The organism is Pseudomonas sp. C32 (genome assembly GCF_030417915.1).
GTDB lineage: Bacteria > Pseudomonadota > Gammaproteobacteria > Pseudomonadales > Pseudomonadaceae > Aquipseudomonas.
This window is the reverse complement of sequence record NZ_JAUHUK010000016.1, coordinates 84,077-96,086: the sequence shown is the minus strand read 5'-3', so window position 1 is coordinate 96,086 and position 12,010 is coordinate 84,077. Positions and strand designations below refer to the sequence as shown.

Genomic DNA, 12,010 nt, shown 5'->3' with positions numbered 1-12,010 from the left:
TCTTTTGCCAGCGGTGCACGTCTTTTCTGACGAGCCTTTCAAGGCTACTGACGAGCACACCCACTGATTCCTCTCACGACGATCAGCCCAAGGCACCTGCATGCGTGCCAAATTGTGAGCTATCCGAGACCATTGATTGGTCGCAGCCGGATTCAGCGCAACATTTTCAAACCGTCGAATACTGATTGGCACTAACGTCAGTGGATTTTCGGCAGATACACTTCCCGACAGCGAATACGCAGACGACACTGGTCGAGCCGCACATCTTGCGCGCCTCACACAATGACCCGCGTTCGGTCGCCCTTCGTTTCGGGCTCCTATCAGCGCAGATGACGAGAACGCCATGGCCGGGCTAATTCCCCAGAGCTTCATTGACGACCTTCTGAACCGCACCGACATCGTCGACGTGGTCAGCTCGCGCCTGCAACTGAAAAAAGCCGGCAAGAACCACACCGCCTGCTGCCCGTTCCATAAAGAAAAAACACCCTCTTTCAGCGTCAGCCCCGACAAACAGTTCTATTACTGCTTCGGTTGCGGCGCGGGCGGCAACGCCCTTGGCTTCATCATGGACCACGACAACCTAGATTTCGTCCAGGCTGTCGAAGAACTGGCCAAAGCGGCCGGCATGGAGATCCCCCGCGAAGAAAGCGGGCGGCCGCACAAGCCACGGCAACCGACCGATTCGCCGCTGTACCCGCTGCTCAGTGCCGCCGCCGATTTCTATCGTCAGGCCCTCAAAAGCCATCCATCGCGCAAAGCCGCCGTGGACTACCTAAAAGGTCGCGGGCTGACCGGTGAAATCGCCCGGGACTTCGGCCTCGGCTTTGCACCACCCGGCTGGGACAACCTGTTCAAGCACTTGAGCAGCGATACCCTGCAACAAAAAGCCATGATCGATGCCGGCTTGCTGATCGAGAACGCCGAAACCGGCAAACGCTACGATCGCTTTCGTGATCGCGTGATGTTCCCGATCCGCGACAGCCGCGGCCGCATCATTGCCTTTGGTGGCCGGGTACTGGGCGATGACAAACCGAAATACCTGAACTCCCCGGAAACCCCGGTCTTCCATAAAGGTCAGGAACTCTACGGCCTGTTTGAAGCGCGCAAGAACAACCGTAACCTCGACGAAATCATCGTCGTCGAAGGCTACATGGACGTCATCGCCCTCGCCCAGCAAGGCCTGCGCAATGCCGTCGCGACACTGGGCACCGCCACCAGCGAAGAGCACTTGAAGCGATTGTTTCGCGTCGTGCCCAACGTGCTGTTTTGCTTCGACGGCGACCAGGCAGGCCGCAATGCCGCCTGGCGAGCGCTGGAAGCAACGCTTCCGAGCCTTCAGGACGGGCGTCGTGCCCGTTTTCTGTTCCTGCCCGAAGGCGAAGACCCGGATACGCTCGTTCGCTCCGAAGGCACCGATGCTTTCCGCGCCCGGATCAACCAGCACGCACAGCCATTGGCGGATTACTTCTTCCAGCAATTGACGGAAGAAGCTGACCCGCGCTCGCTCGAAGGCAAGGCCCACATGGCCACCCTCGCCGCGCCGCTGATCGACAAAGTCCCCGGGGCCAACCTGCGCATCCTGATGCGTCAGCGCCTGAGCGAAATCACCGGCCTGAGCGGCGAAGCGGTGAGCCAACTGGCCCAAAGCGCCCCGCAGGAAGCCCCACCGGCCTACGATCCGGGTATCGATTACGACGCGATGCCCGATTACAGCGACTATCATCAGCCGCAGGCGCAGGAAATGTATGTGCCGCAGCATGAATGGACGCCGAAGAAACCTGGTGCAGGAGGCAAGAAATGGGACAAGAAACCCTGGGACAAAAATGGCAAACGTGGCGGTGATCGCGATCAACCTCGCGCCCCGCGGGTGCCTGCCGCTGTAGAGCCGCCAACCCTCGCCGCCTTGCGCACGCTGCTGCATCACCCGCAGTTGGCGGAAAAAGTCGAGGATGCCGGGCACTTTGCCGCCGAGGACCACACCAACACGCAATTGCTGGTGGCGCTGCTCGAAGCCGTGCAAAAGAATCCCAAGCTAAACTCAATTCAGTTGATCGCACGCTGGCACGGCACGGAGCAAGGTCGCTTGCTCAGAGCCCTGGCGGAAAAGGAATGGCTGATAGACGGAGATAACCTTGAACAACAGTTTTTTGACACCATAACTAGCTTGTCAGCGCGCCAACGCGAGCGAAACCTGGAACAACTTCTCAGGAAAGCACGTCAAAGCGAACTGACCAGCGACGAGAAAAATCAACTGCGCGACCTATTAAGTCGCAATGTTTCCGCATCAAGCCCGACCTCAACTGGCGCGTGAGGTCATAGCTCAGGTATAATCCTCGGCTTGTTTTTTGCCCGCCAAGACCTTCAGTGGATAGGGTGTTATGTCCGGAAAAGCGCAACAGCAGTCTCGTATCAAAGAGTTGATCACACTTGGTCGTGAGCAGGGCTACCTGACTTACGCGGAGGTCAACGACCACCTGCCGGAGGATATTTCAGATCCGGAACAGGTGGAAGACATCATCCGCATGATTAACGACATGGGGATCAACGTATTCGAGGTTGCGCCAGATAAGGATTCCCTTATGCTGGCCGACGCCGATACCGACGAAGCGGCGGCCGAAGAGGCAGCTGCTGCGTTGGCAGCGGTCGAGACCGACATTGGTCGCACTACCGACCCGGTGCGCATGTACATGCGCGAAATGGGAACAGTAGAGCTCCTCACACGTGAAGGCGAAATTGAAATCGCCAAACGTATTGAAGAGGGCATCCGTGAAGTGATGGGCGCTATCGCGCACTTCCCTGGCACGGTTGATCATATTCTCTCCGAGTACACCCGCGTTACCACCGAAGGTGGTCGCCTGTCTGACGTCCTGAGCGGTTATATCGACCCGGACGACGGCATTGCGCCGCCGGCAGCGGAAGTGCCGCCACCGGTCGACGCGAAAGCGGTGAAAGCGGATGACGACACCGACGACGATGAAGCCGAATCTTCCGATGACGAAGAAGAAGCCGAAAGCGGTCCGGATCCGGTCATCGCTGCACAGCGCTTTGGTGCTGTCGCCGATCAGATGGAAATCGCCCGCAAGGCGCTGAAAAAGCACGGTCGCAACAACAAGGCAACGATTGCCGAGCTGTTGGCCCTGGCCGAGCTGTTCATGCCGATCAAACTGGTGCCGAAGCAATTCGAAGGCCTGGTCGAGCGTGTTCGCAGTGCCCTGGATCGCCTGCGTCAGCAAGAGCGCGCAATCATGCAGCTGTGCGTTCGTGATGCACGCATGCCGCGTGCCGACTTCCTGCGCCAGTTCCCGGGCAACGAAGTTGACGAAAGCTGGAGCGACGCTCTGGCCAAAGGCAAAAGCAAATACGCTGAAGCCATTGGTCGCCTGCAACCGGACATCATCCGTTGCCAGCAGAAGCTGACCGCGCTGGAAACCGAGACCGGCTTGACGATCGCCGAGATCAAGGACATCAACCGTCGCATGTCCATCGGTGAGGCCAAGGCCCGCCGCGCGAAGAAAGAGATGGTTGAAGCGAACTTGCGTCTGGTGATCTCGATTGCCAAGAAGTACACCAACCGTGGCCTGCAATTCCTCGATTTGATCCAGGAAGGCAACATCGGTTTGATGAAAGCGGTAGACAAGTTTGAATACCGTCGCGGCTACAAATTCTCGACTTATGCCACCTGGTGGATCCGTCAGGCGATCACTCGCTCGATCGCCGACCAGGCCCGCACCATCCGTATTCCGGTGCACATGATCGAGACGATCAACAAGCTCAACCGTATTTCCCGCCAGATGTTGCAGGAAATGGGTCGCGAACCGACCCCGGAAGAGCTGGGCGAACGCATGGAAATGCCTGAGGACAAAATCCGCAAGGTATTGAAGATCGCTAAAGAGCCGATCTCCATGGAAACCCCGATCGGTGATGACGAAGACTCCCATCTGGGCGACTTCATCGAAGACTCGACCATGCAGTCGCCAATCGATGTTGCCACCGTTGAGAGCCTTAAAGAAGCGACTCGCGAAGTACTGTCCGGCCTCACTGCCCGTGAAGCCAAGGTATTGCGCATGCGTTTCGGTATCGACATGAATACCGACCACACCCTCGAGGAGGTTGGTAAGCAGTTCGACGTGACCCGTGAACGGATTCGTCAGATCGAAGCCAAGGCGCTGCGCAAGCTGCGCCACCCGACGAGAAGCGAGCATTTGCGCTCCTTCCTCGACGAGTAAACACAAACCCCCGGCCCAGGCCGGGGGTTTTGTTTTGTGCAGATAAATCCCCGCGCCTCCGCCTCCCGCCCCATAGCCCGTCTACACTCGAAGCATTCCCCCGAGCCATAACGAGACCGTTATGCCCAGATTGCCGACCGTGCTTTTTTTGCTGTCGCTGATGACCTGGACCGCAACGGCTGGCGCGCTGACTCTCACAGACGAAGAACGTCGCTGGCTGACGGCTCATCCGGACTTGCGCCTGGGTGTCGATGCCTCATGGCCCCCGTTTGAGTTTCGCGACGATCAGGGGCGCTATCAGGGCTTGGCTGCCGACTATATCCAGGTGATACGCCAGCGATTGGCCGTAAAGCTCACACCCGTTGAACCCGTAAGTTGGTCCGTCGTCCTACAGCAAGCCAAACAGGGCAAGCTGGACCTGCTGCCCGGCATCATGTCGACGCCCGAACGCCAGGCTTTTCTGTCCTTTACCCGTCCTTACCTGGACTTTCCGATTGTAATCCTGGCCCATGCCGGAGGCCCGCAACCGCGCAAAATCGAAGATCTGTACGGGCTGAAAATCGCCGTCGTGGAGAACTACGCGCCCCACGAACTCTTGCGCACACACAATCCCGATCTCAACTTAGTGGCGATGCCCAACGTCAGCTCGGCGTTGCAGGCATTGGCGACCGATGAAGTGGACGCCGTTGTGGGGGATCTGGCCTCCAGCGTCTGGAGCCTGCGCCAGCTCAAGCTCGACGGGCTGTATGTCAGCGGTGAGACCCCTTACCGCTATCAGATGGCCATGGGCGTACCCCGCGACAACAAAATTCTGGTCGGCATTCTCGACAAAGTCCTGGCAGACATGAGCCCGGCGGAAATCAGCGCCATCCAGGAACGTTGGGTCGGCAACGTCCTCGATCATCGAACGTTCTGGAACGATCTGCTGATTTACGGCTTACCGGGGTTGCTGTTGTTGACCTTCGTGCTGGCGGCGGTCATTCGGATCAACCGTCGCTTGAGTTCGGAAATTGCCCGCCGGGTCGATCTGGAGCAAGAACTGCGCATTAGCGAATACCATTACCGCGGCCTGGTGGAGAGCCTGTCGGCTATCGCGTGGGAAGCGAAGATGGACGATTTCACCTACAGCTACGTGTCCCCCCATGCCAAAGAACTGCTGGGTTATCCCTTGGCCCATTGGCTGATCCCGGGCTTCTGGCGCAACATCATTCACCCCGCCGACCTGATCCGCGCCCAGACCTACTGCGACAACGAAGTACTGGCTGGACGTGACCACACCCTCGATTACCGGGTCATCACCGCTGACGGCCGTTGCTTGTGGGTGCGCGACATCGTCAGCCTGATCGAACACGGCCATGAGCCAGTGCTGCGCGGACTGATGATCGATATCAGCGACGCCAAACGCACCGAAGAAGCGCTGCGCCTGTCGGAGCAGAAATTCGCCTCGGTGTTCCAGCAATGCCCGGACATTCTGGTGATCGCGCGGCTTTCCGACGGCTGTCTTCTTGAAGTCAACGAAGCGTTTGAAGAACAGATTGGCCTCCGGGCCGAAGACGTCATCGGCCTCACCGCCACCGACCTCAACATCTGGGGTATTCCCGGCGTGGGGCCGGGCCTGTTGCAGCGGCTGCAGGCCGGCAGCATCCGCAACCTGGAAATGCCTTTCCGTCGCAACAATGGCCAAGTGTTTACCGGCCTGATCTCCGCCGAGCCGTTCGATCTCGACATGACGCCCGCGCTGGTGGTCGTGGTGCGTGACATCACTCAGCTCAAGGAAACCCAGCAACAGCTGCAAACGTCCGAAGAAAAATTCGCCAAGGCCTTCCACGCCTCGCCCGACGGTTTATTGCTGTCGCGGCAAAGCGATGGCCTGCTACTGGAGGTCAACGAGGGTTTCAGCCGCATCACCGGGTTCAACAGCGCCATGTCGGTGGATCGTTCGGCGCTGGATTTGGGGATCTGGGTCAACCTCAACGAACGCAAACAAATGCTCGACCTGTTGCATCGTGATGGCTTCGTCCGCGACTTCAGCTGCCACATCCGCCGCAGCGACGGGCAGATCCGGCTTTGCGAAGTGTCCAGCCGGCCGCTGCCGATCGGCGATGAAGACTGCATGTTGACCATCGCCCGGGACATCACCGAGCGGCACCTGATGCAGGAAAAACTGCAACAGGCCGCGACCGTATTCGAGAGCACCGCGGAAGGTGTATTAATCACCGACACCCAGCAGCACATCAGCGCGGTCAACCGGGCGTTCACTGAAATCACCGGCTACAGCGAAAGCGAGGCCTTGGGCCATACGCCGCGCCTGCTTGCCTCGGGCCTGCACGACAGCGCGTTCTACGCGGCCATGTGGCACCAACTGACCGCCGAGGGACACTGGCAAGGCGAGATTTCCAACCGGCGCAAAAACGGCGAACTCTATCCGAGCTGGTTGACCATCAGCTCCGTGCGTAACCGGGACAAATTCATCACTCACTTTGTCGCGGTGTTTGCCGACATTTCCAGCCTCAAGCACGCCCAGGCCAAACTCGACTACCAGGCACACCATGATCCGCTGACCGGCCTGCCCAACCGCACATTGTTTGAAAGCCGATTGCTGACCGCACTCAATAATCAGCAGGAAAATGGCGGCCAGGGCGCCGTGTTGTTTCTCGACCTTGACCGCTTCAAGCATATCAACGACAGCCTTGGCCATCCGGTCGGCGACTTGCTGCTCAAAGGCATCGCCATACGCCTCAAGGAGCAACTGCGCGATATCGATACCGTGGCGCGCCTGGGTGGGGACGAGTTCATCATCCTGCTGCCCGGCCTGCAACAACCCACCGATGCCGACAACATCGCCACCAAACTGCTCAACTGCTTCTCGGCGCCCTTCCAGGCCGGCGAGCATGAGTTTTTCATCAGCGCCAGCATCGGCACCAGCCTCTATCCGAAGGATGGCAGCGACGTCGCCACGCTGATCAAGAATGCGGACGCGGCGATGTATCGCTCCAAGGCCAAGGGCCGCAACCGCGTAGAAAGCTATACCCGCGACCTCACCGCCCAGGCCAGCGAGCGTGTGGCCCTGGAACACGAACTTCGCCGCGCCATCGAACGCAACGAACTGCACTTGTACTACCAACCAAAAATCAGCCTCGATGACTACCGCCTGGTCGGTGCCGAAGCCTTGATTCGCTGGCACCACCCGACCTTTGGTGACGTGCCGCGAGAGCACTTCATTCCGTTGGCCGAAGAAAACGGCATGATCCTGCAAATCGGCGACTGGGTCCTCGAAACCGCCTGCCGCCAGATACGCGAGTGGCACCAGCTGTACGAAGGCCTCGGTCCGCTCTCGGTCAACCTCGCCGGGGCTCAACTGCGTCAGCCGAACCTGCTGGGCCGAATCGAACAACTGCTCAAGGACAACGGCCTCAACCCCGGTATTCTGCAACTGGAAATTACCGAAAACTTCATCATGAGCCAGGCCGAAGAGGCCTTGGCCGTGCTGCATCAACTCAAGCAATTGGGCGTCCAACTGGCCATCGACGACTTCGGAACAGGCTATTCCTCCCTGAGTTACCTCAAGCGCCTGCCGTTGGACATTCTCAAGATCGACCAGTCTTTCGTCCGCGGCCTGCCCGACGACCCACACGACGCGGCCATTGTGCGAGCCATAATCGCCCTCGGACGAAGCATGCAATTCACCGTCATCGCCGAAGGCGTCGAGAGCCAGGCACAGCAACAATTCCTCGCCGCCGAAGGCTGCGAACAGATCCAGGGCTACATCGTCAGCCTGCCCCTGCCCCCCGAGGAATTTGCTGCGACGTTTCTTCGTACAAACGTAAAGGCTTTTTCGGATGGCACAGCCGTGAAACCGTCGCTATAATCCGCGACCTACTGAGGGCCTATAGCTCAGTTGGTTAGAGCAGAGGACTCATAATCCTTTGGTCCACGGTTCAAGTCCGTGTGGGCCCACCAAACAAGAAAGCCGCGCAATGCGCGGCTTTTTCGTGTTTGATCGACCACCGTTGAAAACAGCCTTTCAAGCCCTTCGCCCCACTTCATAGGGAGTTGGCGCGCCATCAATGAACAAACCAGCCAACTCGCAATGTTTACAGTTTCACATCAATCCAAGTCACATCATCGTCTACATCGGTGATTTCACTGGCAGGAGCTGCAAGCACATCATCCTGTCGAGCATCAGTCAGCTCCGCCCAAAAGCCATCCGTTGCGAACACAAGACGCTCGCCTGCAGCTACAGAACGGAAAACAAAATCTGGATCCGGGGAACGGTTGGCCCTATAGCAACGGGTAATCAGATTGCGAGCAGGATCAAGCGCAAGCTCCCGATGTGATCGGTCACGCCTCCAGTTCGCCTTGCAATGCGGTGGCGTGAACCACTCGATTCCACCTTTCGCGCAGACAAAGCCACATGAGCAGTCACCCTCATATGCAAGTGTGAGCTGCCCATGAGAAGCAACGCCGACCAAGTAGCTTGTTGTACCTGTCCGCTTGGAAAAAAGGGGAGCGTGCAAGTCTGTAAGCACAGACCTTAGCAGTTGCTCGACGGCACTATGAGTCGAGTCTTCAGCACCTTGATTGATAAGAGCCTGGTAGGCATCCATCACTGCTTGCACAAATCCAAGGGCCAATTGGCCACTCCCTGGCTTCGAAGTGCCATCCACGACAACAAACAGCCCCCTGACGCCATCGAAAACCGCGCCAGCGCAATCATGGTTGGCTTCTCGGGCCAGCCCTTTTACCGATCTGATTTCGTATCTCATGCGAGCAGGCTTAGGTCCTTCATACGCTGATGGATGAGCACGCCACGAGCGGGGTTTGCCCGAACCGAGCCTGAGCTTTGAATCGCATAGTCGATGCCACTGAGCCTAAACAGTTCACCCACTCCCTTGGCGATAAAATGCAGTAATTCAGTTTCCGCCCCTCGGACTTCCTCCAACAGCTCCGGACGCCCATCAATCAAGATAACGATGTCCTCGACATCCTTGTGATAAGGATCACCTTCTCCGCGCCCGTTGAAGGCTTCCAACTTCGTAGCAAGAAAATAAGTCGACTGGAAGATCTGTATCTCTAGACCACTGGGTAGCGCGAACTTCACAGCGTGAGCAAGCCCTTCCACGAACCAGCGGTTCGCATAGCCGAGAACCGCCGGATCCGAAGGCATCACATCCACGATGACATCGTTGAAACGAAATCGACAGTTGACCTCGTCCTCCCCTGTAATTTTGATTTTTTTTGCCGCCAGGCGTTCTGTGAGGTGTTGCCAGGCACTAACACCCGCCAGCTCGATGACCAAGTCGACATCATCAGTAAACCGGATGTCATCCATGACAGCGGTGTCGGTCACCAGCATTGCCGTCGTGCATCCACCAACAAAGGCAACTTCAGCCAATAATTCTTTGCCCAGACCTTCAGCCACATACTCGATCAGCTCGTAATTGTGGTCCGCGTTTGATGCCATCCTATTTCAGCCCCATCCCTGCCTTGAGTATGTTGACCGCTACTGCGCACTCTCTCGGTCCGCCAACGCGGATCGCATCAACGAGTGCCAAATAATGGTAAAGGGTTCGATCCTTCTTCACCGCGTCTGGAACAGTTTTGTAGAGCGGCTCTATCGCCTGACCGCGCTCACTCCCGAATGCATTAGGCCAAACGGGAATGAGCCCGCCCGCACTTTTGAGGCTCTTGGACAGTGCTGGCGCTGCAAAGCCAGTGGGGATGCCGCGAACCATTGCACCTAGCTTTACCGGGTAAAAGTACTTGAGCGCATGTTCTGTGATTTTTACGAGTTCTCGGCGGTTCACCTTCGGGAGGGAGGTGTCGTAGTCGTTGGTGAGCAACCCCGCCTCACGACACCGTGCCATTGAGTTCGAAACCTCACTTTTACTCAGGCCAAGAGATGCCGAGAGTGCACGCAAGGAGTAACGTTCATTCCAGCTCGACACTGGGGAGGACGGCGCCGCGTCCGACCACCCCTCCCATTTGTCAGCATCTCCCATGGGAGTATCAAACTCCTGCACGCGATAAACTGTGTCCTCAGGATCAGGATTGTGAGCAGCCAATGCGCGCCCCACCGGATCTCCAGCTCCCATTGACGGGCTCACACTGGGCTCCAATAGCGCTTCAGCTAAATTCGCAATTGTCTCCGATTCCATTCTTCCAAATAGCCTCTCCTCCTGCGCATGGAGACTCGCCATTTTAAAAAGAAGCAAAATATCTTGACCCTTCATGAACTCAAAAAGCCTCGCTGTCCACATTCCATAAAACGTGGACACTTGTCGCACGTGAAAAGTTTTTTAGTCAAGCACTTTTACGCGCGACTGGCTGTGGATCGACCTGGGCTTATACGTTAAACCTGAACGCCGCGTTCATATGCGGCTTTTATGCCTGATTGTTTACTTAAGGTTTCGCTTTATCGGATGACGCCTTAGGACCTTGTAGGCAAACTCCGAATCTGCTGTTTGGGCACTTTGCCGCCTTGTTGCGCTTTTCTTTGACGGGATAGTCTCCGGACGTCGCTGACCACTCAGCGATCGGGCTTGGAAACCCGTCGAGCGAATCGCAACAACGTGCCCAACATGACCGCAGACGTTTTACGACTGCATCCTGTGTCATGGTGGCTGTGCGTGGGACGTCTTCGGACGTGCCGGTTTCCTAGGCTCCCGGTTTTCCAACCTGCGCACAGCTGCCACCCATTCGCTTGGAAACGAACGTGGCAGCTCCTCAAGCTTAGGAGATTGAACATGTCCAAAACCAATGCGCCCTCAGATCTAAAAACCGTCGGCTTCACCCCCTTTCTGTATCTCTCGGACCAACCACTATTCCACGTCTGCCGCGACGTCCCCATCGCCGACGCTCTGGCCCAAGCCTCCGACCTGCTGTTCCTCGCCAAGTCCCTCACCGTGGACGCCGCCTACGCCCAAGACTCCGACCGTCACGCCTGGGCCGCGCATTACCTGACGACGATGAGCAAAGCGGTGATTGATGATGTGGTGAAGGTGCTGACGCGCAAACCGGCTCAAACGAGAGCGCAGGCAGGTCAGTAAAACAAACAGAGCCTGAAAATTCCCAAACAGGGACCGAGCGTTCCCTTTTTGGGACTGATTAGCGCCAGATGCTTCGGTTCTTCAGTTCAATCACATCATGAAGGCATGGCCTGCACGGTCAGCCGCCGCTCCAGCATCGGCCCAGTCAGCATGCCCTCATACGTATCCGCGGGCCGTCCCCATTGCTCAACGAGCGTCATGCCGTCGACCAATGTCGCCGCCAATTCGGCAATCGTCTCGGCCTGATCTTCTATGATTTTTTGAGTCCGAAGCCACAGCTGGTCAGTCATCGCTTTAAGCTCGGCCGCTATCCGCTCACCCGTCGCGGGATCAGTCTCCGGGTAGACGATATTTCGCAGCAGATGCTGAAGCTCCCTGACCTTTGCGTAATCCTGCTCCGCGCCCTGCTCGCCTTTGAGGATGGCGGTGGCTTTGCGCTTGTCGACGCGTTTGGCGGCTGAGGGTTTTGAGGGCAGGGTTTGCGCCATAGCGCCAGCCAGGAGCACCATCATTCGGGCTTCCAGATGTTCCTTCATGGCTTCCATCGACGAAATGGGGCGCACCAGGGTAATGGTCGCCCCTCCGTAGTGGCGCAGATCCTTGGTCACCGTCAAGGTCACACCCCCCGTGGCAAAGCCCAGGGCGCGGGCCACGACGTAGTGGCCCATTTCGTGATGGGCGATTTGCAATGCACGCTCGCGTACTGCGGGAGGCAGCTTCCTCGTCATGTCCATC

The 12,010-nt window shown here is 57.7% G+C and carries 8 protein-coding genes and 1 tRNA gene; 5 read left to right on the top strand and 4 right to left on the bottom strand.

The genetic code is table 11. From position 1 onward, the window contains the following. The first annotated feature begins 343 nt into the window (after positions 1-343). The 4 genes from dnaG to QYH43_RS18940 all read left to right on the top strand — a co-directional run bounded on the left by dnaG (position 344) and on the right by QYH43_RS18940 (position 8,186). Complete coding sequence (gene dnaG / locus QYH43_RS18955) at positions 344-2,311, top strand: DNA primase (RefSeq protein ID WP_301157808.1); 1,968 nt, start codon at positions 344-346, stop codon at positions 2,309-2,311. A 67-nt stretch (positions 2,312-2,378) separates the two neighbouring features. Further along, the gene (rpoD, locus tag QYH43_RS18950; protein ID WP_301157807.1) at positions 2,379-4,226 is read left to right on the top strand and encodes an RNA polymerase sigma factor RpoD; all 1,848 of its coding nucleotides are present in this window, start codon (positions 2,379-2,381) and stop codon (positions 4,224-4,226) included. Between the two features lie 121 nt (positions 4,227-4,347). Next, the gene (locus QYH43_RS18945) at positions 4,348-8,094 is read left to right on the top strand and encodes a bifunctional diguanylate cyclase/phosphodiesterase (protein WP_301157806.1); all 3,747 of its coding nucleotides are present in this window, start codon (positions 4,348-4,350) and stop codon (positions 8,092-8,094) included. 15 nt (positions 8,095-8,109) lie between these two features. After that, positions 8,110-8,186 (top strand) — tRNA-Ile (locus QYH43_RS18940). A 134-nt stretch (positions 8,187-8,320) separates the two neighbouring features. Here the strand turns inward: QYH43_RS18940 and QYH43_RS18935 are convergent. The 3 genes from QYH43_RS18935 to QYH43_RS18925 are packed head-to-tail and all read right to left on the bottom strand — an operon-like array spanning position 8,321 to position 10,486. After that, on the bottom strand, positions 8,321-8,992 hold the full coding sequence (locus tag QYH43_RS18935; protein WP_301157805.1) for a PP2C family serine/threonine-protein phosphatase: 672 nt from the start codon (positions 8,990-8,992) through the stop codon (positions 8,321-8,323). Then, positions 8,989-9,690 (bottom strand): hypothetical protein, encoded by a 702-nt coding sequence (locus tag QYH43_RS18930; protein ID WP_301157804.1) that lies wholly within the window; start codon positions 9,688-9,690, stop codon positions 8,989-8,991. The genes QYH43_RS18935 and QYH43_RS18930 overlap by 4 nt, the downstream gene beginning before the upstream one ends. A 1-nt stretch (position 9,691) precedes the next feature. Continuing rightward, a complete protein-coding gene (locus tag QYH43_RS18925) occupies positions 9,692-10,486 on the bottom strand; it encodes a MarR family transcriptional regulator (protein WP_301157827.1) in 795 nt (264 codons plus the stop codon). Positions 10,487-10,972: 486 nt separating this feature from the next. Here QYH43_RS18925 and QYH43_RS18920 point away from each other — a divergent pair, with 486 nt between their 5' ends. Continuing rightward, entirely contained in the window at positions 10,973-11,275 is a 303-nt protein-coding gene (locus QYH43_RS18920; RefSeq protein WP_301157803.1) for a DUF3077 domain-containing protein, read from the top strand. 95 nt (positions 11,276-11,370) lie between these two features. Here the strand turns inward: QYH43_RS18920 and QYH43_RS18915 are convergent, their stop codons facing one another. Next, positions 11,371-12,003 (bottom strand): peptidase M41, encoded by a 633-nt coding sequence (locus QYH43_RS18915; protein ID WP_301157826.1) that lies wholly within the window; start codon positions 12,001-12,003, stop codon positions 11,371-11,373. Positions 12,004-12,010 lie beyond the last annotated feature (7 nt).

Excerpts from the sequence above, each read along its gene's own strand:
- dnaG (WP_301157808.1), top strand. The coding sequence starts at position 344 with ATGGCCGGGCTAATTCCCCAGAGCTTCATTGACGACCTTCTGAACCGC.
- rpoD (WP_301157807.1), top strand. The coding sequence starts at position 2,379 with ATGTCCGGAAAAGCGCAACAGCAGTCTCGTATCAAAGAGTTGATCACA.
- QYH43_RS18945 (WP_301157806.1), top strand. The coding sequence starts at position 4,348 with ATGCCCAGATTGCCGACCGTGCTTTTTTTGCTGTCGCTGATGACCTGG.
- QYH43_RS18935 (WP_301157805.1), bottom strand. The coding sequence starts at position 8,992 with ATGAGATACGAAATCAGATCGGTAAAAGGGCTGGCCCGAGAAGCCAAC.
- QYH43_RS18930 (WP_301157804.1), bottom strand. The coding sequence starts at position 9,690 with ATGGCATCAAACGCGGACCACAATTACGAGCTGATCGAGTATGTGGCT.
- QYH43_RS18925 (WP_301157827.1), bottom strand. The coding sequence starts at position 10,486 with ATGTGGACAGCGAGGCTTTTTGAGTTCATGAAGGGTCAAGATATTTTG.
- QYH43_RS18920 (WP_301157803.1), top strand. The coding sequence starts at position 10,973 with ATGTCCAAAACCAATGCGCCCTCAGATCTAAAAACCGTCGGCTTCACC.
- QYH43_RS18915 (WP_301157826.1), bottom strand. The coding sequence starts at position 12,003 with ATGACGAGGAAGCTGCCTCCCGCAGTACGCGAGCGTGCATTGCAAATC.